This is a genomic window from uncultured Nostoc sp. (genome assembly GCF_937863485.1).
Classification (GTDB): domain Bacteria; phylum Cyanobacteriota; class Cyanobacteriia; order Cyanobacteriales; family Nostocaceae; genus Nostoc.
Genome location: NZ_CALMFY010000191.1, coordinates 34,444 through 57,715 on the forward strand (window position 1 = coordinate 34,444; position 23,272 = coordinate 57,715).

The following is a 23,272-nucleotide window of genomic DNA, read 5'->3' on the forward strand; positions in this document are numbered from 1 at the left end:
ATTCCGCAAAGTTTTGGAAATTTTTAACTTTATGATTTGTGTAAATGATAATGTCATTAAAATTTAGGAGAAAGACAAAATTGTGTCTCAACCGCGCAATCGTTGGATAGTTCAAGTCGTCTTGGCGCTGGCAATTCTTGCTTTTGTGGGTGTTTCAGTGATTCCCATAATTGGAGCATTTAATAATACGCCACCCTCAAGCCAGAATGCAGCTAGCAGCAGAGGCACTTTGACCTCCGCTGACCAAAAATCAAAACTGGAAGACGAAGTACGGGGTTATGAACAGGTTTTGCAAAGGGAACCAGAAAATCAGACTGCGCTTAAGGGATTATTGCAGGCGCGGCTACAACTACTGAGTCAAAAAGAAAAAAGTGAGGTTAAACCAGCTGATATCCAAGTCGTCATTGAACCCCTAGAAAAGCTAGCCAAGCTGAATCCCGAACAGTCAGAATATTCAGTGCTACTGGCTCAAGCCAAACAGCAAATTGGCGATCGCGAAGGAGCCGCTCAAGCTTATCGCTCGGTTTTGTCCACGAAACCAGGCGATTTGAAGGCTTTGCAAGGAATGGTGGCTCTGTTGATCAGTCAGCAACGCCCAGAAGCGGCCATTGGTTTGCTGCAAGAAACCCTTTCTAACGCAGCCCAAGCAAATACAATTCAGTCTGGAAGTGTAGATACAGTAGCAGTACTTGTACTGTTAGGTTCTGTTCACGCTTCCCAGAAACGCTACGCTCAAGCTAGCTCTGTATATGACCAAGCAATTAAGAAAGATCCCAAGGATTTTCGCCCCGTTGTGGCAAAAGCGATGCTCCTAAAACAACAGGGCAAAGACGCAGATGCAAAACTTTTGTTTAATAGTGCCGCAGCTTTAGCACCTGCTCAGTATAAAGATGAAATTAAAAACGCAGCAACGGCTTCCCCTATCCCAAATCCTGCTGCATCTCCCGCACCTTCATTGGAAAGTACTCCCAAGTAATGGGCATTGGGCAATTCAATTTTGGATAATGGAATTGATGATTTTAGATTAAATTTCAATTCTTTAATCCAAAATCTAAAATCTAAAATCTAAAATTCTTACTCCCCAGTCCCCTCACGCTCCTTCAATGGCAGCAACAACACCAAAGACCAAAAACAGGCATCCGCCAATCAGGGTGAGTTGACGCTCAGAAATGCGTCCGGCAATCATTTTTCCGCCGATAACTGCGATCGCAGCACAAATGGCATGTCCTAAAATTGCACCTATTGTCACTCCAATTGGATTATTTCCGGCTGCTAGGGCAATGGTGGCAATTTGGGTGCGATCGCCCCACTCTGCCATAAATGTCAACACAAAGGCTTCTATTACAATTCCCAAGGAAGTCTTTTGCTTTGGCAGTTGCAAATCTGCTTTTTTCACCGCAGCTTCAGCTTCTTGTACAACTTCTGTATCACAAGCTGCTGCGGACATCTTACTAGCGTCGTATAACAGCTTGATACCAAAGGCAATAAACAAAACTATTTCGGCGTAATGAATATAATTTTTTGGTAACAAAGATACCGCTTGTCCAAATAGTACCGAAAGGATTGTCATCGCGGCTAAAGCGGCTGTCACACCTGTAAATACTAGTCGCCGCGAGTGGTGCATTGCCAAAATCACAGCAATAAAAAATGTTTTATCGCCTAATTCTGAAACTGTAATTAATAATAAAGCTGCGGTAAAAGCTGTTAACACTCTCTCAAGCTCCTGAAGAATCGTTTACCGATGTGAAGCTTGATGAGAACCAAAAGACCTCACCAAGTTTACACTTTTCGGTGTGAACTTAGTGAAGGTCTCGCTTTCAAATATTTATTACTTGCCACCTGAACCAGGCTCATCGCCAGTATGTTGATTCAGATGTACTGGCTTTGAAGTTTTTTTGCCAGCAGCTACTCCCCTTCTATGCGATCACAATCATACATCTGTTACAGTTAGAAGTCAAGATTAGGGAATGGAGAGTGAAGCGGCACATACAGCCCGATTCAGTGCTTACTGAGGTAAAAACTCATCATCTATTTATTCCTGTTAGCACTAATACCAGCTTTTTTCAAAACTGTATTGACTGTATAGCGTAATTTAAATAAAACTATCAATAAAGTCAGAGGTGACCTAGAATCACCTCAACCATTGGTTACCTACACGCATAGTAATGCCAAGTCCTGTCCCATCATGCAAGTCCAACCAACTTGGCGCTTAGTTGCCACATGCGATCGCCTTTGTCGTCATCGCGGGCTTGAGGAGAAACCTTTTGAACAAAGGACTTCCCATCTTCCTTCTGGCGATTTCCCCAACTCCAATAAGCACCAGATTGATTGTACTCAGGATCGGCAACCACCGCCGCAACCCTTTCTCCCGCCAACTCCTGAGACACATATCCCCCAGTGATGTACTTCTGGAATAATGGGAAGATTTTCTGAAACAGAGGATAGTGGTTTCGGAATAGCGGCGTTTCTGCAACACATCCCGGATAGAGAGAATTGAAAACGATACCAGTTGACTCGTGATAGCGCTGATGTAGTTCCCGCATAGTCAGCACGTTGCAAACCTTGCTGTCCTTGTAAGCTTTGACTGGTTCAAATTTCTTGCCGTCAATCATTGAGATTGGCTCTTTAAATCCTTCTGCAAAGCCTTGCAAATCGCCCAAGTCTGGACGCGGCGGAATTTTCCCACCCAGTTCGTCAGGATTATGGGTGACAGTTCCTAAAATTACCAGCCTTGGCTCTGAAGATGATGACTTCTTCAGATCCTCTAGCATTAGGTTGCACAAAAGGAAATGTCCGAGGTGATTTGTAGCAACACTTAATTCAAATCCTTCTGGGCTTCGCAGTGGCTCCTTTAACAAAGGCATATAAATTGCGGCGTTGCATACCAAAGCGTCTAGGGAGTTACCGCTTGCTCGGAAGTTGTTCACAAATTGTCGAACACTATCCATTGAGCCAAGGTCGATATGCATGATAGTGTAGCTGCCCTGGTGGGGGATTCCCACAGATTGGGCTGCAAGTTGAGCTTTCGCTATATCCCTACAGGCCATCACTACGTACCATCCCCTTTGAGCAAGAGCCTTGGCAGTGTACAAACCGACCCCTGAAGAGGCACCTGTGATTACAACCGTTGACTTCCTATCCTGTACCATTCTATTCAGACTCTGTTAATCACCTTTTACTATCTTCAGGATTTTACATCACTGAGTTACCACCTCTGATTGTTCGAGGTGTTATGCTTGGCGATCGCTTCTCATTAAATAACAGGTTATTTCAAAGCTGTACTTGGTTGAGCTAACCCTTGTATTTGCCAAAAGTCACGGCGAGCCACTATGAATGATCAGTACATGGTTTCTGTGTTGGCGTTAAACCCTGCTATGCTTCTGGATAATTTCACTTAGTTACTACTTGCTCACTCCAGAGAGTGACAGAAGCTGTTTACGGACGCTATCGCTTACGTTATGGATGGAAGAAACAAAAAAAGATGCACCGAAAAAAACTACACTCTTATTGTGTCCTGACAGTTAAGACCGATCCCCTAATGGTGCTATTTCGCCCGTACAGAAGCTTGGTTCTGGGTTGAGACGGTTATGATATTGGTGAAATGGCTGACGACAGTTGAAAGATAAATAAGGGTATAAGCAAGTTGTTAAGTTGCTTATACCCTCAGATAAACATGTTAGATGTTTTGTAGTAACGTATTAGTCTAAGTTAGTGCCGGAGCAGCTACTGCCGAAAGTGACTCGTTTGCTGCTTGCTTCAACAATTCGGCTTTATCGGTCTGTTCCCAAGGCAAGTCTAAATCAGCCCGCCCAAAGTGACCGTAAGCCGCGACGTCCTGATAAAAACGTCCGCCTCGTTCACTTGGTAAGTTGCGTAATTTGAAGGCATGGATAATCCCTGCTGGACGCAGTTCAAAGTAGTGGTTGATTAATTCCAGTAAGGTTTCTTCATCTACTTTGCCTGTACCAAAGGTATCCACCAGAATGCTTGTTGGTCGCGCTACGCCAATAGCATATGATAGCTGGATTTCAACTTTTTCTGCTAACCCAGCGGCGACAATATTTTTCGCCACATAGCGAGCTGCATAGGCAGCAGAGCGGTCTACCTTGGTGGGGTCTTTGCCAGAAAAAGCGCCGCCACCATGCCGTGAATAACCACCGTAGGTGTCAACGATTATTTTCCGTCCTGTCAAACCAGAGTCTCCCTGAGGGCCACCAACGACAAATTTGCCAGTGGGGTTAACTAAAAAACGTGTTTCCTGATTAGGCTTAATGTCAATGTCGCCAAAAACAGGTTCGACTACTGCTGACCAGAGGTCTTGTTTAATCTTGGCTTGTACCGCCACCTCATCTGTAATTTCCCCAATAGTGGCTGTATGCTGGGTGGAAATCAGGATAGTATCAATACCTATGGGGCGTCCGTCTTCGTAAGCCACAGTTACTTGGGTTTTGCCATCAGGACGCAGGTATGGTAGTTCACCCGTTTTTCGGACTGCTGCCAATCGGCGAGCAATGCGGTGGGCGAGACTGATGGGTAAGGGCATCAGTTCTGGTGTTTCGTTGCTGGCAAAACCGAACATTATACCTTGATCGCCCGCGCCAATTTTGTCGAATTGTTCATCACTATCTTGTTCGCGGGTTTCTTGGGCGGTGTTAACGCCTTGGGCAATGTCGGGTGATTGTTCGTCTAAAGCTACCAGAACGCTGGTGCTGTTAGCAGAAAAGCCATTATCAGCATTGGTATAGCCAATTTCGGCAATTTTTTTGCGGGCAAGATTGACGAAATTCACATTGGCTTTAGTGGTTATTTCACCAGTGATTAACACCAAACCAGTATTAACTACTACTTCAGCGGCGACACGGCTGCTGGGGTCTTGTGTCAGTAGGGCATCCAGAATGGTATCAGAAATCTGATCGCAGATTTTATCAGGATGACCTTCGGTGACTGACTCGGAGGTAAATAGATATCGACGAGACAAAGGAAATTCCTCCTTTATTGAGTTTTTTTCGCTGACTAAATGTGGGTATTTAGTTCAACTATCTAATTTATGAAATCATAACAATATTTATACTTCAGTAGTTAGTATCTTCTTAATATTGATAAAAACCACTATCTATAAGGTAAGTATCTGTAAATAAGATAAATTATGCTAATTATTTTGTGGATAAAATGTATTTAATAACACAAAAAAAAGGAGGACACCCAGAAGCGCCCCCACAAACTTTGACACAAACACTGCTGCTTTTAAACCTGAACCGCTAACTTTGCTTCCGTAGCTGTCAACCGCTCATAGGCAGCACGCATTTTCAAACCTGTAAGTACTTGGAAGAAACCAGTACCATTATTGGAACCTGGATACTCACGGTGCTGGAGTAACAAATGAGTCAATTCACCCTGATATTTTGTGGATGTATTGCTGAGATGGGTTTCGATATAAATTACTTCTTCCAAGTTGTCAAATTGACCATCTACCTCTAGTACTGAGACATAGCGGCCGTAGTAAACATCTGAACCGTAGTATAGTTGCATACCTGGGTAGGAACAGGTCAGCTTGCGTCCACAGGGAGTCCAATTAATTGTTGACCCTTCATCAAATAGGTAGGTTGGATCAAAGCCTTCCTTACCTTCCCGCTGGAGCATACGTACCCTTAAGACTCTACGCTCGGTGTCGTTTTTGATCAAGTTCGTGGGTAATACCTGAAGAACTACATCGGCAAATTCTCTTTGTGGTTCGATAAACTTATCAAAGTCAGGTTTGCGAGAATTGATTTGCGCTAACACATCTTCGTAGCGATGACCACGTTCAGCCATATCTCGCTGAATTTTCCAGGCAATTTTGACTTCATCGCTAATGTCAAAATAAACACTGAAGTCGATTAGCGATCGCACCCGCTCATCATATAAAGGATGCAATCCTTCAACAACTATAATGCGATTCGGCTCGATCCGCTCTGGCGGATCAAGCAAGCCGGTTTCATGATTATAAATCGGCTTATCAATCCCTTGACCATTTTTGAGCGCTTTAATTTGCTCATACATCAGGTCAAAATTGTTCGCCCTGGGGTCTAATGCAGTTATCCCTGTTTCTTTACGCTGTTTGCGATCCAGGGAGTGATAGTCATCCAAGCAGATGACTGTCATTAAATCTTCACCAAACAAATCTATCAAACGACGCAAAAACGTAGATTTCCCGCACCCAGAGTCTCCGGCTACTCCAATCAGTACCACGCGTTCCGACTTACTTGTCATAAATCTCCTCTAAAATACTAAAATTGTGTCAATATTTTTTCACACAGCAGATTCTGAAGCCAGGAGTTTACCCCTTTGGTTTATCCTGCGTTCTTGCTACCTAGCACATCTATAAGACACCAAGCGGGTAGGCAACAAAGTAATTAAGTTGCTACTCGTCGGACTAGCCTGAATGTTGGTGCCGGTAAGTATTTAATCCTAGTGGTGTATTTGATTTTAACAGAAGGGGGTATTCCATACAAGATTGCTGTTTAGAAGAATTAGCGTGGTTCATCAATCATTTTGTTGATTTAGCTGTTAATTTAAAAATGGGGATCAGTACCGCCCATCAGTGTTGTACCTCTGTCAAGCTGTTACTTGTGATATATAATTAAGTCTATAAGGTATAATTTATTATTGCCACGAATTTGTTTATCTTCTTAAATTGTAATTCCGGCTTGACAATGCTTAAGATATTCAAAGCAAAAATCTATCCAACGAATGAGCAAAAAAATTGCATTAGTCAAATTATTGGCTGTAAACTACCTATACTGACCAGACTTGGGGCAAAATCCCTTGTTAAAGGTAGGCAAACTGACGCCACAATGTACTAGTCATTTAATTATCTATAGACAGGTGATGAATATAGCTAATAACATTCCGAGAGAGTAGTAGATTTAAACAAGTAAAACCAATCGGAAGAAACCCTTCCTCTCCTTGCCATTCTCCGATTGAAATTCTTGGAGTAGGCAAGCACAACGGCAATTTTTGGAGGGAAACTGAGTAGTAATTTCCACCAATCAAAGCAGCCCTCCAACAATATCTGCCATTGGAAGTTGCTCGTTAGGTAGTAAGGTAAAAAGCTATCTCCCTGACGGGGGTGGTAGTTAACAAAAAAAAGATTAAATTGACTCATTATTAACATTCTCCACAAGACTTATCCTTTACCTTAGAAGGTGAACAGGTGTGTTTTTTGCTATGCCTGCATGTCTTTGGTGAGTATACTTAGCAAGGCATTAATTTAATGATGCCGTTTTTCCTTCTTTCTCCAGTTTTGTGAAACGAAAATCCGCTAAACTAAAGCTGGCAAGGTAGGGGAATAGTTTTTTTTGAAAAACGGTTAAGTAAATTATCGGAGTGGTAGAACGAATGTACAATCAAGGTGCTGTTGAGGGTGCTGCCAACACAGAATTAGGTAGCCGCCTCTTCGTATATGAAGTAGTGGGTTTGCGTCAGACGGAAGAAACTGATCAAACTAACTACCCAATTCGTAAAAGTGGCAGTGTGTTCATCAGAGTGCCTTACAACCGCATGAATCAAGAAATGCGACGTATCACTCGTCTAGGCGGCACAATTGTTAGCATCCAGCCCATAACTGCTCTAGAGCAAGTTAATGGTAAAGCCTCACTTGGGAATGCTACAAGCGTTGTCAGCGAGTTAGCTACATCTGGGGAAACTGCTAACAGTGAAGGGAATGGTAAAGCCACACCTGTAAATGCTGATAGTGAAGCTAAAGACTTAGCTAAACCACCAGCACAAGAACAGCTCAAGAACAAGGACAAGAAGGGCAACACCATGACTCAAGCGAAAGCCAAAAAAGACCAAGGTGACATTCCTGTCAACACTTACCGTCCCAATGCTCCATTTATTGGCAAGGTAATATCTAATGAACCGCTAGTCAAAGAAGGTGGGATTGGTATTGTTCAACACCTCAAATTTGACCTTTCTGCCGGGGATTTGAAGTATATAGAAGGTCAAAGTATTGGGATTATTCCACCAGGATTAGACAAGAACGGCAAGCCGGAAAAACTTAGACTATATTCCATCGCCTCAACTCGTCATGGCGATGATGTCGATGATAAGACAATCTCACTGTGCGTCCGTCAGTTGGAGTACAAGCACCCAGAAACTGGCGAAACAGTCTACGGTGTTTGCTCTACACACCTGTGTTTCCTGGAACCAGGAGCAGATGTAAAAATTACAGGGCCTGTGGGTAAGGAAATGTTATTACCCGATGACCCTGATGCTAATGTAATCATGATGGCAACCGGAACAGGTATTGCCCCTATGCGAGCTTATCTGTGGCGTCAGTTTAAAGATGCAGAAAAAGCAGCTAACCCAGAATACGAATTTAAAGGATTCTCTTGGCTAATATTTGGTGTGCCGACAACTCCAAACCTTTTATATAAGGAAGAACTGGAAGAAATTCAACAAAAATATCCTGAAAACTTCCGCCTCACTGGTGCGATCAGCCGGGAACAAAAAAATCCTCAAGGCGGTAGAATGTACATCCAAGACCGCGTAGCGGAACATGCTGATGAATTGTGGCAGTTGATTAAAAATGAAAAAACCCATACCTACATCTGCGGTTTGCGGGGTATGGAAGAAGGTATTGATGCAGCCTTAACTACTGCTGCTGCTAAGGAAGGCGTAACCTGGAGTGATTACCAGAAGCAACTCAAAAAAGCTCATCGCTGGCACGTAGAAACCTACTAAGTGCTGAGTTCCGTTAGCGGATAGCTATGGTTTAGCCTGTTCTGAGTTATGAATAAGTAGGGTGGGCAATGCTCACCCTACAATTGTTTTGTTATGAATATTATAAATAGTTGAGGAAAGAGTTCTCGGTTCTGAGTGGTAAAGTACTAAATACTTCTAACTACTTGGCACTTAGCACTCAGCACTCAGTACTTAAAAAATAAATTGGGTGCAAAATTTGTGGGTGTGAAACTAGGAATACTGGGATTAGGCACCGTGGGAACGGGGACAGTGCAGTTGTTGCAAGATGGGGCTGGGCGTCACCCGTTGTTGCAAGAGATAGAAATCTATCGGGTGGGAGTGCGATCGCTAGATAAACCCCGGGCAGTAGAATTGTCTACGGAAGTTTTAACTACAGATATAGAAGCTATTGTCAACGATCCAGCGGTAGATATAGTTGTGGAGGTGATGGGTGGATTGGAGCCGGCGCGATCGCTCATCCTCAAAGCTTTAAGTAATGGTAAGCATGTAGTCACTGCCAACAAAGCAGCGATCGCCCGCTTTGGAGCGGAAATTTTCACAACTGCCAATCAAGCTGGCGTATACGTGATGCTAGAAGCCGCTGTGGGTGGTGGTATTCCTGTGATTCAACCCCTAAAGCAGTCTTTAAGTGTTAACCGCATTCATACTGTAACAGGCATCGTAAACGGTACAACTAACTACATCCTGACGCGGATGCAAACAGAAGGCAGCAACTTCAGCGATGTCTTAGCTGATGCCCAGCGCTTAGGTTATGCTGAAGCTGACCCCACAGCCGATGTCGATGGCTTAGACGCAGCAGATAAAATTGCCATTTTGGCATCATTAGGCTTTGGTGGACGCATCAACTTACAAGATGTTTATACTGAGGGGATTCGGCAAGTCAGCAAAACAGATATTGCCTACGCCGAAAAATTGGGATTTGTGATTAAATTGTTAGCGATCGCCAAACGTAATCCTCCCTCATCCGCTCTTTCCGTCAGAGTTCATCCTACTTTGGTGCCCCAAGCCCACCCTTTGGCTAGCATCAACGGCGTTTACAATGCCATTCTTGTCGAAGGAGAACCCATCGGCCAGGTAATGTTTTTCGGCCCCGGTGCTGGTGCTGGTGCAACCGCCAGTGCTGTCACATCAGATATTTTGAATCTTGTTGCTGTCCTCAAAACCAATACAGCAATACCAAATCCATTATTAGCTTGTGGACATCAAGAATACTGCCAAATTGCGCCGATGGCAGAACTGATAACTCGGTTTTACGCCCGTTTTCTCACCAATGACCAACCTGGAGTTATCGGGAAATTAGGGACTTGCTTTGGTAACTACGGCGTTAGCTTAGAGTCAATTGTCCAAACTGGCTTTCAAGGGGAACTAGCAGAGATTGTGGTTGTTACCCATGATGTGCCAGAAGGCAACTTTCGGCAAGCTTTGGCAGAAATTCGGAATTTGTCAGCGATAGAAAGCATTCCCAGTTTACTGCGTGTACTTTGAGATTATCGTTTAGCGAGCGATCGCCGTCAGGGGTTCCCGTAGGCTAGAATACTTAGTTTTTCAGATTTCTGTTTGCGTCTGTGCTTGCTAAAATCAACAACAAACCTCACTCCTGCGCGAGGACAGCCCTATGACCTCTGCAACCGACCCATCCACAGCCCTCACTCCTTTCCCCGACCATACGCAGCTACCAGAGTCAGATGGTACTTTCGTGAAAAATTGGCAAGAGCATCCCCAAAGTATTTTACTCACTGACTCGATTACACCCGTCCTTAAACAATTACATCCTGAAGGCCAATATTGTATAGGTCAGGACTTAGGTATTTACTGGCGCTTGACAGACCCGCCAGAACGAGGAGCAGAAGCACCAGATTGGTTTTATGTAGGAAATGTACCGCCCTTGCTCGATGGACAAACACGCAGGTCTTATGTACTGTGGCGAGAATTTATTGCCCCTTTGATTGCTTTGGAATTTGTCTCTGGGGATGGTAGTGAAGAACGAGATAAAACTCCTTTCCAAGGTAAATTTTGGATTTATGAGCAAGTAATTCATCCGGCTTATTATGGCATTTATGAAGTGAATAAAGCCAGTGTAGAAGTTTATGAATTAATTGGTGGACAATATCAGTTATTAGCAGCGAATGAGCGCGGACATTATCCGATTACGCGCTTGGGAGTTGAGTTAGGTATTTGGCAAGGAGTTTATCAAAATGTCGAATTGCCCTGGTTGCGTTGGTGGGATTTGCAGGGTAATTTGTTGTTGACTGGCTCAGAAAGAGCCGAACAAGAACGCCAACGAGCTGAAGAAGAATCCCAACGGGCTGAACAGGAAAGACAAAGAGCCGATCGCCTAACTGCTCAATTGCGATCGCTCGGTATTGGACCAGAGGTTTAAGTATTTGGTTTAAGGGTGCGATCGCTCTAATGTTACCGGAGGCGATCGCGCCAATTTTGAATTTGGCTGGGGAAGATAAACAAGTAATAGACTAGACACGTAGAGGCGCAAAATTTCGCGTCTCTATCATTTTGAAAGATAGTAGCATTGAAATATGCCAATTAAAAAGCTCCATTTGGTGATGTAGTAACACCAAGCATCACTAATAACTGAGTGAACAAACAAGTGTTAATACTAAGGAGTAAGCGCTGTGACAGATTTGAGTAACTACAATGCAGAATTAGCTGATGAAGAAACTTTAGAAGAAGAACAAGAGGAAAAAGTTACTTTCCAGTATGACCCTGATAAAATTAACATTGTAACTAGGGAACCAACAATAGAGTTATTGCTTAAAAGAATCAATGAAGAAGCTCTTGATTTAGCACCTGATTTCCAACGTCATGCGGATATATGGAAAGAAGATGCCCAAAGCAGGCTTATAGAATCTATTATTATCCGCATCCCCATACCAGCATTTTATATAGATGCTACTAATGAAGATAAATGGTTAGTAGTCGATGGATTACAGCGTCTATTTGCACTAAAGCGTTTTATTCTCGACAAAAAACTCAAACTATCTGGATTAGAATATCTTACAAATCTGGAAGGTAAAACCTACGATCAAATTGATCGCAGATACCAACGCCGCCTTGAAGAAACTCAACTAACAGTATATTTGATCGAAAAAGGCACACCTCCAGAAATTAAATATAATATTTTCAAACGCATTAATACAGGAGGGCTTGCTTTATCTCCTCAAGAATTACGCCATGCTCTTAATCCTGGTAAGGGAACAAAGTTTTTAACTAAACTTGCTGCATATCCCAAATTTCAACAGGTAGTTAAAATTGGAGATAAGCGGATAATGCGTATGGATGATCGAGAATTTATACTAGGTTTCCTAGCCTTTACTTTGACTTCTTATAAAGATTATGCCGACAACAGAGATACTTTTTTAACTAAAGCACTATCTAAGACAAATAAACTCTCTGAAACCGAGCTACATAACATTGAAAATAATTTTCAAAGAACAATTCTAGCTAACTGGAATATCTTTGGTAAAGATGCATTTCGGAAAATATCTAATTCTCAGAAAAGACAGTTTCCTATCAATAAAGCTCTATTTGAATCTTGGTCAGTACTTTTGAGTAAATTGAGTGATGATAAAATACAAATTTTAATAGATAAAAAACAAAATTTGATTGATATATTCAAGACATATATAGACAATGATAAAGACTTTTTAGAATCTATATCTCAGGCTGCCGAGAAAGTACAGTATAGATTTAGTACTATAGAAAAAATAATTCAGGAAGTGCTTTAATGATTCGTTTTCTTCGCCTGATCAACTTCAAACGTTTTGATAATCAGTTCCTTGAGTTTAGACCTTTAACACTAATTTCTGGTCTCAATAGCACTGGTAAATCTTCTGTACTTCAATCACTACTACTACTACGTCAATCATATCAACAGGGTTTATTGCCAAAAACTGGCTTGGCGCTAAACGGTGACTTAGTAAATATTGGTACGGCACAAGATGCCCTACATGAGAGTGCTAAAAATAACCATATAAGCTTTGAGATTATTTCTGAAAAGTATGAAGCTATATGGGATTTTAATTACAACCCAGAAAAAAAACAAGAAGATGTATTAAATGTGATTTTAGAACCAAATGACTCTGAAATCTATAAATCAAATATTTTTAGTAAATATTTTCACTACCTTCAAGCAGAACGTATCGGCCCACGTTCATTTAATGAAATGTCTGATTATCAAGTCAGACGACTTAGACAAATTGGTACTAAAGGAGAATATACAGCCCATTTTCTTTATATTTATGGAGATGAATCAATTCCCATCGCCAATCTCAGCTATCCACAAGCAAAATCAATGAATCTGATAGATCAAGTGGAAGCATGGATGAGAGAGGTTAGTCCTGGTATACGTATTAAAATAGAAGCTAACTCAGCAATGGGTTTGGTGACTATAAAATATTTTTATGGAGATAGTAATCGTTACCGTGCAACCAATGTTGGTTTTGGAATTACTTACACTTTATCAATTATTGTAGCTATACTTTCATCTCCTCTTGATACACTAATTCTAGTTGAAAACCCAGAGGCTCATCTTCATCCCAGAGGACAGGCAAAAATGGGTGAATTGTTAGCACTGGCTGCTAGTTGTGGTGTTCAAGTGGTGATAGAAACTCATAGCGATCATGTTTTAAACGGAATTCGTCTTGCTGTTCATGGCGGTATTATTCCCCCACATTATGTCCAGTTGCATTACTTTCAGCAACAAGAAAAACAAGGACAAGCTTTGACAGAGGTAATATCACCAAAAATTGATCGTAATGGCAGAATTGATTATTGGCCTGATGGATTTTTTGATGAATGGGAAAAAGATTTAATAACTTTACTTAAGCCAAGGGATGCGTAGCAGATGGACTTGGAAATGGTATTGAATGAGTTATCTTTGCGATCTGCTGCTAATAATATTAAGATGGCTAAACAAAGAATGTCAGAATTAATTCTGACCGCACGTGAAGCAGCAGAGCTAGGTGTTAAGCCAATAATTCGCACTAATCATGAGTTTTACAATACTGTATTAGCAGATAATTACTCGTTATCTAACTGGTTAGTAGATAAAACTGTAAATGGAGACGATATACGATTTATTCTGACAGCAGCAAAGACACCTTATCTCGAAGATATTCAAGATTCAGATATTGAAAATAAAAATATCCTCTCAGATTTTCTCTATGAAGGAGAAAAAAGCGAAGGCTTGGGAATTGCCTATCTACTTGAATCGTTAGCATTAAGCATAAACTCAGATCAAAAATGGGAATTTAATAGCATTTCACTGGAATATACTTGGCTTGAATATGATAATTTGAATTTAGATACAGTCACAGTTACTCATGCTAGTACCATACAAAACGTAAAGGAAAATCTTTCTTGGATACAGGAACGGCTGAAAACAGGGGTTCGTGATGGTTGCAATTTATGGCAACGTAAAAAAGATTTATTTCCCTCTCTCAGCTTTTGTGAAAGTGTCGGTCAACAAATACAAAGCCTTGGCAATGGTAGCCCTATGTTACGACAAATTGTCAGAAAGTTGTTTGAACTAGAAAACTGTTGTAAAACTTGGAGAGATGGAGATTTTGATTTAGACCTTGTTGCCAGTAAAGTTACTCCAGAAAGTGACTCTAGGCTTCAAAGTTTAGAGGATAAGCTAACTTTTAAGTGTCCTGATGATGTGTATCGTATATTCAGTTTGCACCTAAGAATGACTGGTGCAGGGGCTTGGCGGCTTCATTTTTCTACAGAATTAGGGCTTGGCAAAATCATCATTGGGTACATCGGGCCAAAAATCCAATAATCTTAAAGCCTAATCATAAAAAGCGATCGCCTTTATCTATCTTCCAACAATTTATGTCCAAAAGTGTTGGCAGCCTGAGCCTAGCTTTACAGAAACAGTACTATGTCTCATAATAAGCCGCTTTACATCTACGCTTGCTAAACTAAAAAACAACCCTTACTCCTGCAAAGGTAATCTTATGACCTCTGCAACCGATCCATCCACCGCCCTCACCCCGTTCCCAGACCATACACAGCTTCCTGAGTCTGACGGTACATTCGTGAAAAACTTTCAGGAACATCCCCAAAGCATTCTTCTAACAGACTCGATTAAACCGATATTACAAAAACGTCATCCTGATGGGCAATACTGTATTGGTCAAGATAGCGGTATCTACTGGCGGATGACTGACCCCCCAGAAAAAGGTGCAGAAGCACCAGACTGGTTTTATGTAGGGAATGTACCACCTACTCTGAATGGGCAAACGCGCAGGTCTTATGTACTATGGCGAGAGTTTATTGCCCCATTGATTGCATTGGAATTTGTTTCTGGCGATGGTAGTGAAGAAAGAGATAAAACTCCTTGGAAGGGGAAATTTTGGATTTATGAGCAGGTGATTCGTCCACCCTTCTATGGCATTTATGAAGTGAATAAAGCCTGTGTGGAAGTTTATGAATTAATTGGTGGACAATATCAGTTATTAACAGCAAATGAACGTGGACATTATCCTATACATCCTTTAGAGGTTGAGTTAGGAATTTGGCATGGACAATATCAGAATATGGAATTACCTTGGCTACGTTGGTGGGATTCGCAAGGTAATTTGTTGTTGACTGGTGAGGAAAGGGCCGATCGCTTAACTGCCCAATTGCGATCGCTCGGCGTTGAACCAAATGCATAATCTTGACCAAAAATCAACTATTTATTCACATCCAACAACCGCGAAGTTTGTAACCGACTCATCCACTTCTCTAAATAAATTCGATTACCTTTTTCCTCAGAAGGATCTTTAGTATCCAAAGGATAAGGCATCAGTCCCAAAATCGTTGCTGTCGTCACGCAAAACATCGATTTTTGGAAACTCATGCAAATTTGGACTCGCAAATCATCTTCACCCCGGAGACTGCGACGATAAATTTCGTGCAAATACTCTGGAAGATAATGACGCATATCCTGCATCAACAGGGTGGGAGGAATACCCGCACCGCCTATGGGTAAGGGATCGGCATACAATGCGCCATATTGAAATCGACTTTGATCTGGGGGAATTTGAGCTCCTTGGGCGTTATATGAAACAGTACCGTGGAAAGGAGTTCCTCGGAAGAATACTGCTTCTACATAAGGTATTGCTGTATCTGCTAAGAAGGTCAAACCAACGCTTTTGGGAATGATTTCATAGACTTCATTCCGAATTTTGACGGCGTAGGTAATTGGGTTTGATGCATTTGCCACTAAACCTGCTTTAATATGGTCTACAACTTGGGGAATTGATTTGATTTCGCCTCGGTCGTAGCGGTCTGATAAGTTGAGGAACATATCAGCCATGACTCGCCAGAATTGACCTAAACCCGTGTAGTAAGCAGAGACACGCAACTGTTCTGTTAAAAAGTCTGGAAACAGTTGGTTAATACCCGGAATAAAAGGATTATTTTTAAATTTTGCAGCGATAACGGCTTGCGCTTTTTCTTGAAATTCTTGTGTGTCTAAATACGTATCTAGTCCGCCGCCACCGTGCCACATCATGCCTTTCATGCAATACTCGGCATATTCAAAATTAATTCGTTCATGCCACCAGTGACGGAGTAGTTTCTGAAAAGAAACCTCTCCATTAAAGTATTTAAAAAATGGGAAAAATATTAAAAACTGATGCTCGGCAATATAGTTAAGATTTTTTGAGTAGGCATCTAAAACTACGCCATAGCTTTTAAGAATACCAACAACTTCCAGGACATTTTCTGGATTATCGGGGAGTAATGCCTCTCCTTTTTGCAAACGTTCAATATACTCAGCTAAGGGATTGTGAGTCGTTTTCTTTTTAATAGTTACCATTGCTATCTCTCCAAAAGTATAGGGATTAGGGATTTAATACTGGGGATTGGACATTGAAAAGAGCCACAGAGGCAAGGGGCAGAGGGGAAAACTCTTTCTTCTCCCTTGCTCCCTGCTCCCTGCTCCCCTGCTTCTTCCCCAGTCCCTAATCCCCAGTCCCCATTGTTTTATCCAAGGACACTGTTGCTACTACGTTTTGGGTATTTACCATTGCTGTAATTGTTGGTTCAGTCCAGCGCACTAACCAGCCAGGTTGAATGCCGAAAATCACAATCAGCACAGCTAAAATTGCAGCTGGGGCGCGATCGCTCCAATACACTCGCGGCAAGTTGGTAACTTGTGCAGACAGGCGTCCAAAAAAGGCGCGGTTGAGAAGTATTAGAAAGTAAACCGCGGTTAAGCCTGTACCAATCATTGATAGCAGCGTTTGCACCGGAAAAACTGGGAAGCTACCCCGAAAAATAATGAATTCGGAAACAAATCCCAGCATTCCCGGTATACCAGCGCTGGCCATGACTCCCACAACAATCAAGCTACCAATTACGGGCATACCGCGTTCTGGGTTCAGCAGTCCTTGAAGAACTTCTAAATCGCGGCTTCCGGCTTTTTTATACACAACCCCTACTAGTAAAAACAGCATGGCGGAAATCAAGCCGTGGCTAATCATCTCCATAACAGCACCCAACACGCTTAATGGTGTAGCCGCAGCCGCCGCTAAAAGTACGTAGCCCATGTGTCCAATGGAACTGTATGCCACCATTTTTTTCATATCAGTTTGAGCGATCGCGCAGGATGCACCATACAGTACACTCACTACTGCCCAAGTCGCTAACCAAGGAGCCACATAAGCCCAAGCTTCTGGTAACAAATTCATGCCAAACCGCAGTAAGCCGTAAGTTCCCAACTTCAACAACACCCCAGCCAACAGCACAGAAATTGGTGTGGAAGCTTCAACGTGAGCATCTGGCAACCAAGTATGGAAGGGAACTAAGGGAATTTTAATCCCGAAACCTACCAAAATCCCCGCTAGCAGTAAAAGCTGTGTCGCTAAAGGTAGAGTCGTCGCGTTCAAGGTTGCTAGTGCAAAGTTAGAGGAACCACTCAGCCAAACCATGCCAAGGAAACTTGCCAAAATCAAGATTCCAGAAACGGCGGTATAAATGAGAAATTTTGTTGCCGCATAACCCCGCTTGGCTCCACCCCAAATAGCAATCAAGAGATACAGCGGAATTAGTTCCAATTCGTAAAACAGGAAAAATAGCAGTAAATCCTGTGCCAGAAAGGCTCCAGTCACCCCAGCGCTTAATAATAGGATCAAAGAGTAATAAAATTTAGGACGCTGTAAAGATTCATCGCTGCTGTAGATGGCAATGCAAGTTAACAATCCATTTAAAATCAGCAACGGCAAAGATAAACCATCTATCCCAAGATTATAGTTCAAGCCTAAAACATCTACCCAAGGGACAGACTCGGCAAACTGTTGAGTGATTTCCCCTGGATGGAACTGAATTGCTAGTACGATTGTCCACAAGAAAACAATACTGGCAAACACCAAAGCCACCCCACGGGCAAACTTCCCACTGATACCAGAGGGCGAGAAACCAATTAAACCTGCACCGATTAACGGCACTAGAATTAAAACACTAAGCATAGAATTCAGATAAGGAGAGCAGGGGAAAGGGGAGCAGAAGAGAATAAACTTTTAACTCCTAACTCCTGTACAGACGCGATTAATCGCGTCTCAGTTAAAAAGGCAATTTATCTAGTAAACCCGATGACCAGCTGATGAAAAAACCCAGGACGCTGACAACTGCTAGGATGGTCAACATATAGCCCTGAGATTGCCCAGAAATGCTGTATTTTAAAGTTTGTCCGCCGAGAATTGTCGCAAACCCAACCAAGTTTACTAGACCATCGACTAAATAGCGATCGCTCCAAGCAGAAATTTTAGATAGCAGTGCTACTGCACCTACCACAGTTACACGATAAACTCGATCAATATAAAAATCATAACCTAACAAGTCTTGCAGAAATCTCCACGCCAAGATTGTGGATCTTGACCAAGCTTTATGCAGATAAACTGTACACCCTACACCTATACCCACCGCAGTAGAAGCAAACAACGCTAACGCCACATACCAATTAATACTTTCCCAATCTGGTAGTAAGTACCATTGCTGTAGCATCAAAGGCAAAAGCAAAGTCAGCACTGTGAGAATCACCATTGGCAAGGCCATCTGCCAAGCAACTTCTGGGGTACGACGGGTCTTTTGTTGCGGTTTCCCCCAGAAGACTAATCTGAAAACTCTGGTCAAGTTCAATGCTGTCAAGCCATTGACCAATAATAAAACCCCAATCACCCAAGGGCTAATATTCACGAAACCGTCAGCCCATGCTAGCATTGCCCAAAAGCCTCCCAATGGTAGCAGTGTTACCATCCCCGCAGAACCGACAATAAAGGCAGTGGTGGTGGCTGGCATCCGTGACCACAGACCGCCCATTTCTGTCAAGTCTTGGCTTTGGGTAGTCAAAATTACTGAACCAGAACTCATGAATAATAATGCTTTAGCGATCGCATGAGTTAACAGCAACATCAAGGCCACACCCCCTTGCTGCAACCCCACCGCCAAAAACACTAAGCCCATGTATGCACTGGTGGAATGAGACAGCGATCGCTTAATATCAATTTGAGCTATGGATACTAATGTTGCCCCAATCGCTGTCACCGTGCCCATGACTACCAATACATTCAAGGCAACTGGCGACAGGGCTAACAATGGTTGCAGTTTATACAGTAGATAAGCACCACCAGCTACTACCAGCGAGTTTCGCATTACCGAGGCGGGATTGGGCCCTTCCATTGCCTCATCTAACCACAGGTGCAGTGGAAATTGGGCACATTTACCAGCAGGCCCAGCAATTAACGCCAACCCCAGCAATGCTGATGTCATTGGGCTTAAATTAGCTGTTTGCGCCCACTCATATAAATCTGAAAAGTTCAAACTGCCGGCTAAGGTAGAAAGCGTTACCACAGCCATCAGCAGCAACAAGTCTCCCACCCGTTTGGTTAAAAATGCATCCCGCGCCGCTGTCACCACTAGCGGTTGAGCATACCAGAACCCCACCAACAAGTAAGTCGAAAGTGTTAGGACTTCCAATAGGGCATAGCTAAGAAACAAAGAATCACTGATTGCTAGACCACTCAGCGCTGCTTCAAAAAATCCCAGCAGCCCAAAAAAACGCGCCAACGACCAGTCTTTTTCCATGTAACCCAGAGCGTAAACTTGTGCCAGTAAGCTTAACCCTGTAATTAAAACTGTTGCCCCAATGCTGATTGGCGATAGTTCCAAGCTAAAAGATAAGTCTAAATCCGCAGCTTTGAACCAGCTCACCAGTAGGTTTTCTGGTTCTCTATCCCAGATATTTTTAAATACAAACAGGCTATGAGCAAAAGCAAAAACTGTCGTTAACAAGTTTATGTATGCCGCAGGTCTTGGCCCTGTTCGCCGAATTATCCCTATTCCCCACGGCAACGTCAAAATTGCACCCAATAAGCTATATAAAGGCACAAACCAACTTGTTGAAAATAGAAATTGATTCATTTAAATTTCCCTTGACGACTCAGCCTTGATTTTAAAAAAGCTTTCACACAATTATTTATTCTAAAAAATTAATTTAAGAAAATATCAATGTTTTTTACTATTGTTTAAACTAAATTATCAGAAGTATTTTTACTTCACTTTCCTCTATTAAACTTCGATAAAATATAACTTTACATATGTAAAAGCATTTACTTGCCTTAACCTCACCGACCTTTTTACATTTGTATTTCTACTTTGGGCAAAGTACTTTATACGATATATTTGAAAAAATTATATATTTTTCACCTAGTCCTTGTACATCTAGCTAAAATTGGCAGAAGATAGTGGCAGCATAAGATACAGCCGTTTATCGCCACTCGCCAGATAAAATTACCCTTGGTTATGAATGTCGTTATTGAAATGTGATAAAGAAATTATAAAGCATAAGTGGCTGCTCTAGGAATCAGTAAACTTTAATTGCTCAGAAGCGCAGATAAATTTATGTTAAGTTTTTTAAAACTTTCTTATCATAAACTATTATAGTAATTTATATTGCCAGGAACGCCAAGCTTTCCTATGCTTAATTTGGAAGTGTTTTCTTAGCTCTAAGATAAAGCTCTCCCCGTCAAAAATTTTAAGCGACAGTACTGATTAGATTCATTTTGTAGGAGTTCTGCGATGCCAATTGCAGTTGGAATGATTGAAACGAAGGGCTTTCCAGCAGTCGTAGAAGCTGCTGATGCGATGGTGAAAGCCGCCCGTGTCACTTTAGTAGGGTATGAAAAAATTGGTAGCGCTCGCGTCACCGTAATAGTTAGGGGAGATGTATCTGAAGTGCAAGCTTCCGTAGCTGCCGGGGTTGAAGCGGCGAAAAGAGTAAATGGTGGTGAAGTCTTATCCACTCACATCATTGCTCGTCCTCATGAAAACCTGGAATACGTCTTGCCGATTCGTTACACAGAAGCTGTGGAACAGTTCCGTACCTAAGAGCTGTTTTAACAAAGTTAATTAACGCTCTTTACCTTTTTTGAGCATCGCTTTTGTCCAAGGCTAAAAACTTTAAATAGGGATTAAAACTAATGTCAATTGCAGTGGGAATGGTTGAAACGCTAGGCTTTCCAGCGGTAGTGGAAGCTGCTGATGCGATGGTGAAGGCTGCCCGTGTTACTCTAGTCGGCTATGAAAAAATTGGCAGTGGTCGAGTTACGGTGATTGTTCGGGGTGACGTGTCGGAAGTGCAAGCTTCTGTGGCCGCAGGTGTTGAATCAGTGAAGCGAGTCAACGGCGGACAAGTGTTATCTACTCACATTATTGCTCGTCCTCACGAGAACTTGGAATACGTCTTACCAATTCGGTATACAGAAGACGTAGAGCAGTTCCGGGAAAATGTGAATGCAATTCGTCCTTTCGGTAGAAGACCGTAATTTGTAATGCAAGTCGCTAAAGTTCGCGGCACAGTAGTTAGCACCCAAAAAGATCCAAGTCTTAGAGGTGTCAAACTACTGTTGTTACAATTAGTAGATGAAGACGGAAACATCCTGCCAGAATATGAGGTAGCAGCAGATAGTGTGGGAGCAGGAGTAGATGAGTGGGTACTTGTCAGTCGTGGCAGTGCTGCTCGTAAAGTTGTTGGCAATGAACAGCGACCATTAGATGCAGTGGTAGTAGCGATCATAGATACCATTCACGTTGAAGATCGCATGATCTACAGCAAAAAAGATCAATATCGATAGTCAACAGTTAGAGAAGTGAGGAGTGAGGAGTGAAAGTTAAAACTTATAACTCCTAACTCATAACTCCTAACTTAATACAGGAGGAGTCTCGAAATGGCAGTCCGCAACACGGCGGCACCCCCAACCCCGTGGTCAAGGAATTTAGCTGAACCCAAAATCCATGAAACTGCCTTTGTACATTCATTCTCCAATGTGATTGGAGATGTGCGGATAGGTGCAAATGTAATCGTTGCCCCGGGGACTACGATTAGAGCAGATGAAGGCAGACCTTTTTATATTGGTGAAAACACTAATATTCAAGATGGGGTTGTGATTCATGGGTTGGAGCAAGGTCGAGTAATTGGCGATGACCAAAATAAATACTCGGTATGGGTAGGCAAAAATGCTTGTATTACCCATATGGCTCTAATTCATGGACCAGCTTATATAGGGGATAATTCCTTCATTGGCTTTCGCTCTACGGTGTTTAATGCCAGAGTGGGTGCAGGTTGCATCGTGATGCTGCACGCTTTAATTCAAGACGTAGAAATTCCCCCAGGTAAATATGTACCTTCGGGAGCGATAATTACTAGCCAGCAGCAAGCTGACCGCTTGCCAGATGTGCAAGATCAGGATAAGGAATTTGCTCATCATGTGGTTGGGATTAATCAAGCACTCCGAGCTGGTTATCTTTGTGCTGCGGATAGCAAATGTATAGTACCCATTCGGGATGAGAACGCTAAATCTTATACAGGTAATGGTATTACGGTCTTAGAGTTGGAAAGGAGTAGTGAAGTGTCGAGCAATAGTTTGGGTGCAGAAACAATAGAGCAGTTGCGCTATCTATTGGAGCAAGGGTATAAGATTGGTACGGAACATGTAGACCAAAGACGGTTCCGCACGGGTTCTTGGACTAGTTGCCAACCAATTGAAACGAGATCCATCGGTGAAGCGATCGCAGCATTAGAAAGCTGTGTAAGAAACCATAGCGGCGAGTATGTCCGACTATTTGGCATTGACAAAGGTAGACGACGTGTGTTAGAAAACATCATCCAACGCCCGGATGGTGATATTAAACCAGCTACCAACTTTAAAGCTCCTGCTAATCGTGGCAATAGCAGTTACAGCAGCAGTAATGGTAACAGTAACGGCTCTAGCAGTGGCAAAGTCAATGGCGAAACTGTAGAGCAAATCCGCCAACTTCTGGCAGGTGGTTACAAAATTGGCATGGAACACGTAGATGAGCGCCGCTTCCGAACTGGTTCCTGGACTAGTTGCAAGCCAATTGAAGCAACTGCCATAAATCAAGTAATCTCCGCCTTGGAAGAATGTATAGAAAGCCATCAAGGCGAGTATGTGCGTTTAATCGGCATTGATCCCAAAGCTAAACGGCGGGTATTAGAGAC

20 protein-coding genes are annotated in these 23,272 nt (G+C 42.5%); 13 read left to right on the forward strand and 7 right to left on the reverse strand.

Annotated elements, in window-relative coordinates; translation table 11 throughout:
* Positions 1 to 82: 82 nt before the first annotated feature.
* Positions 83 to 976 (forward strand): tetratricopeptide repeat protein, encoded by an 894-nt coding sequence (locus tag Q0541_RS26000; protein WP_298917598.1) that lies wholly within the window; start codon positions 83 to 85, stop codon positions 974 to 976.
* A gap of 114 nt (positions 977 to 1,090) precedes the next feature.
* On the opposite strand, the gene Q0541_RS26005 is transcribed toward Q0541_RS26000, so the two are convergent.
* The 4 genes from Q0541_RS26005 to Q0541_RS26020 all read right to left on the reverse strand — a co-directional run bounded on the left by Q0541_RS26005 (position 1,091) and on the right by Q0541_RS26020 (position 6,249).
* On the reverse strand, positions 1,091 to 1,711 hold the full coding sequence (locus Q0541_RS26005) for a TMEM165/GDT1 family protein (protein WP_298917601.1): 621 nt from the start codon (positions 1,709 to 1,711) through the stop codon (positions 1,091 to 1,093).
* A 472-nt stretch (positions 1,712 to 2,183) separates the two neighbouring features.
* The gene (locus Q0541_RS26010) at positions 2,184 to 3,149 is read right to left on the reverse strand and encodes a protochlorophyllide reductase (protein ID WP_298917604.1); all 966 of its coding nucleotides are present in this window, start codon (positions 3,147 to 3,149) and stop codon (positions 2,184 to 2,186) included.
* 554 nt (positions 3,150 to 3,703) lie between these two features.
* Entirely contained in the window at positions 3,704 to 4,978 is a 1,275-nt protein-coding gene (gene metK / locus Q0541_RS26015) for a methionine adenosyltransferase (protein ID WP_298917607.1), read from the reverse strand.
* 266 nt (positions 4,979 to 5,244) lie between these two features.
* Positions 5,245 to 6,249 (reverse strand): phosphoribulokinase, encoded by a 1,005-nt coding sequence (locus Q0541_RS26020; protein WP_298917610.1) that lies wholly within the window; start codon positions 6,247 to 6,249, stop codon positions 5,245 to 5,247.
* Between the two features lie 443 nt (positions 6,250 to 6,692).
* Between Q0541_RS26020 and Q0541_RS34615 the strand changes: the two genes are divergently transcribed.
* From Q0541_RS34615 to Q0541_RS26055, 8 genes are all read left to right on the forward strand, one after another.
* Complete coding sequence (locus Q0541_RS34615) at positions 6,693 to 6,842, forward strand: helix-turn-helix domain-containing protein (protein ID WP_366941932.1); 150 nt, start codon at positions 6,693 to 6,695, stop codon at positions 6,840 to 6,842.
* 535 nt (positions 6,843 to 7,377) lie between these two features.
* Positions 7,378 to 8,724, forward strand: a complete 1,347-nt coding sequence (gene petH, locus Q0541_RS26025; RefSeq protein WP_298917801.1) for a ferredoxin--NADP reductase — start codon at positions 7,378 to 7,380, stop codon at positions 8,722 to 8,724.
* A gap of 219 nt (positions 8,725 to 8,943) precedes the next feature.
* Positions 8,944 to 10,230 carry a homoserine dehydrogenase gene (locus Q0541_RS26030; RefSeq protein ID WP_298917804.1) on the forward strand — a complete coding sequence of 429 codons (1,287 nt, stop codon included), beginning with the start codon at positions 8,944 to 8,946 and terminating at the stop codon, positions 10,228 to 10,230.
* A gap of 130 nt (positions 10,231 to 10,360) precedes the next feature.
* Positions 10,361 to 11,125: a Uma2 family endonuclease gene (locus tag Q0541_RS26035; protein WP_298917613.1), complete on the forward strand. Its 765-nt coding sequence runs from the start codon at positions 10,361 to 10,363 to the stop codon at positions 11,123 to 11,125.
* Positions 11,126 to 11,375: 250 nt separating this feature from the next.
* Positions 11,376 to 12,488 carry a DUF262 domain-containing protein gene (locus tag Q0541_RS26040; RefSeq protein WP_298917616.1) on the forward strand — a complete coding sequence of 371 codons (1,113 nt, stop codon included), beginning with the start codon at positions 11,376 to 11,378 and terminating at the stop codon, positions 12,486 to 12,488.
* Positions 12,488 to 13,603, forward strand: a complete 1,116-nt coding sequence (locus tag Q0541_RS26045; protein WP_298917619.1) for a DUF3696 domain-containing protein — start codon at positions 12,488 to 12,490, stop codon at positions 13,601 to 13,603. The genes Q0541_RS26040 and Q0541_RS26045 overlap by 1 nt, the downstream gene beginning before the upstream one ends.
* Positions 13,604 to 13,606: 3 nt before the next feature.
* The gene (locus tag Q0541_RS26050) at positions 13,607 to 14,545 is read left to right on the forward strand and encodes a hypothetical protein (RefSeq protein WP_298917621.1); all 939 of its coding nucleotides are present in this window, start codon (positions 13,607 to 13,609) and stop codon (positions 14,543 to 14,545) included.
* Between the two features lie 178 nt (positions 14,546 to 14,723).
* Positions 14,724 to 15,425 (forward strand): Uma2 family endonuclease, encoded by a 702-nt coding sequence (locus Q0541_RS26055; RefSeq protein WP_298917624.1) that lies wholly within the window; start codon positions 14,724 to 14,726, stop codon positions 15,423 to 15,425.
* 17 nt (positions 15,426 to 15,442) lie between these two features.
* Here the strand turns inward: Q0541_RS26055 and Q0541_RS26060 are convergent, their stop codons facing one another.
* The 3 genes from Q0541_RS26060 to Q0541_RS26070 all read right to left on the reverse strand — a co-directional run bounded on the left by Q0541_RS26060 (position 15,443) and on the right by Q0541_RS26070 (position 20,175).
* The gene (locus Q0541_RS26060) at positions 15,443 to 16,573 is read right to left on the reverse strand and encodes a CO2 hydration protein (protein ID WP_298917628.1); all 1,131 of its coding nucleotides are present in this window, start codon (positions 16,571 to 16,573) and stop codon (positions 15,443 to 15,445) included.
* A gap of 145 nt (positions 16,574 to 16,718) precedes the next feature.
* Positions 16,719 to 18,224: an NADH-quinone oxidoreductase subunit M gene (locus Q0541_RS26065; protein WP_298917631.1), complete on the reverse strand. Its 1,506-nt coding sequence runs from the start codon at positions 18,222 to 18,224 to the stop codon at positions 16,719 to 16,721.
* Between the two features lie 94 nt (positions 18,225 to 18,318).
* A complete protein-coding gene (locus tag Q0541_RS26070) occupies positions 18,319 to 20,175 on the reverse strand; it encodes an NAD(P)H-quinone oxidoreductase subunit F (RefSeq protein WP_298917634.1) in 1,857 nt (618 codons plus the stop codon).
* Positions 20,176 to 20,832: 657 nt separating this feature from the next.
* Here Q0541_RS26070 and Q0541_RS26075 point away from each other — a divergent pair.
* The 4 genes from Q0541_RS26075 to Q0541_RS26090 all read left to right on the forward strand — a co-directional run.
* A complete protein-coding gene (locus tag Q0541_RS26075; RefSeq protein ID WP_190891121.1) occupies positions 20,833 to 21,141 on the forward strand; it encodes a carbon dioxide-concentrating mechanism protein CcmK in 309 nt (102 codons plus the stop codon).
* Between the two features lie 92 nt (positions 21,142 to 21,233).
* Positions 21,234 to 21,578 (forward strand): carbon dioxide-concentrating mechanism protein CcmK, encoded by a 345-nt coding sequence (locus Q0541_RS26080; RefSeq protein WP_010995041.1) that lies wholly within the window; start codon positions 21,234 to 21,236, stop codon positions 21,576 to 21,578.
* Positions 21,579 to 21,584: 6 nt separating this feature from the next.
* Positions 21,585 to 21,887, forward strand: coding sequence for a EutN/CcmL family microcompartment protein (locus tag Q0541_RS26085; protein WP_298917726.1), 303 nt, complete (start codon positions 21,585 to 21,587; stop codon positions 21,885 to 21,887).
* Positions 21,888 to 21,980: 93 nt separating this feature from the next.
* Positions 21,981 to 23,272: ribulose bisphosphate carboxylase small subunit (locus Q0541_RS26090; protein ID WP_298917807.1), on the forward strand; the 1,292-nt coding region annotated here is incomplete at its 3' end.

What these genes read in the sequence shown, in the direction of transcription:
- Q0541_RS26010 (WP_298917604.1), bottom strand. Translation starts at nt 3,149, where the DNA reads ATGGTACAGGATAGGAAGTCAACGGTTGTAATCACAGGTGCCTCTTCA.
- Q0541_RS26020 (WP_298917610.1), bottom strand. Translation starts at nt 6,249, where the DNA reads ATGACAAGTAAGTCGGAACGCGTGGTACTGATTGGAGTAGCCGGAGAC.
- Q0541_RS34615 (WP_366941932.1), top strand. Translation starts at nt 6,693, where the DNA reads ATGCTTAAGATATTCAAAGCAAAAATCTATCCAACGAATGAGCAAAAA.
- petH (WP_298917801.1), top strand. Translation starts at nt 7,378, where the DNA reads ATGTACAATCAAGGTGCTGTTGAGGGTGCTGCCAACACAGAATTAGGT.
- Q0541_RS26035 (WP_298917613.1), top strand. Translation starts at nt 10,361, where the DNA reads ATGACCTCTGCAACCGACCCATCCACAGCCCTCACTCCTTTCCCCGAC.
- Q0541_RS26045 (WP_298917619.1), top strand. Translation starts at nt 12,488, where the DNA reads ATGATTCGTTTTCTTCGCCTGATCAACTTCAAACGTTTTGATAATCAG.
- Q0541_RS26050 (WP_298917621.1), top strand. Translation starts at nt 13,607, where the DNA reads ATGGACTTGGAAATGGTATTGAATGAGTTATCTTTGCGATCTGCTGCT.
- Q0541_RS26055 (WP_298917624.1), top strand. Translation starts at nt 14,724, where the DNA reads ATGACCTCTGCAACCGATCCATCCACCGCCCTCACCCCGTTCCCAGAC.
- Q0541_RS26060 (WP_298917628.1), bottom strand. Translation starts at nt 16,573, where the DNA reads ATGGTAACTATTAAAAAGAAAACGACTCACAATCCCTTAGCTGAGTAT.
- Q0541_RS26065 (WP_298917631.1), bottom strand. Translation starts at nt 18,224, where the DNA reads ATGCTTAGTGTTTTAATTCTAGTGCCGTTAATCGGTGCAGGTTTAATT.
- Q0541_RS26070 (WP_298917634.1), bottom strand. Translation starts at nt 20,175, where the DNA reads ATGAATCAATTTCTATTTTCAACAAGTTGGTTTGTGCCTTTATATAGC.
- Q0541_RS26075 (WP_190891121.1), top strand. Translation starts at nt 20,833, where the DNA reads ATGCCAATTGCAGTTGGAATGATTGAAACGAAGGGCTTTCCAGCAGTC.
- Q0541_RS26080 (WP_010995041.1), top strand. Translation starts at nt 21,234, where the DNA reads ATGTCAATTGCAGTGGGAATGGTTGAAACGCTAGGCTTTCCAGCGGTA.
- Q0541_RS26085 (WP_298917726.1), top strand. Translation starts at nt 21,585, where the DNA reads ATGCAAGTCGCTAAAGTTCGCGGCACAGTAGTTAGCACCCAAAAAGAT.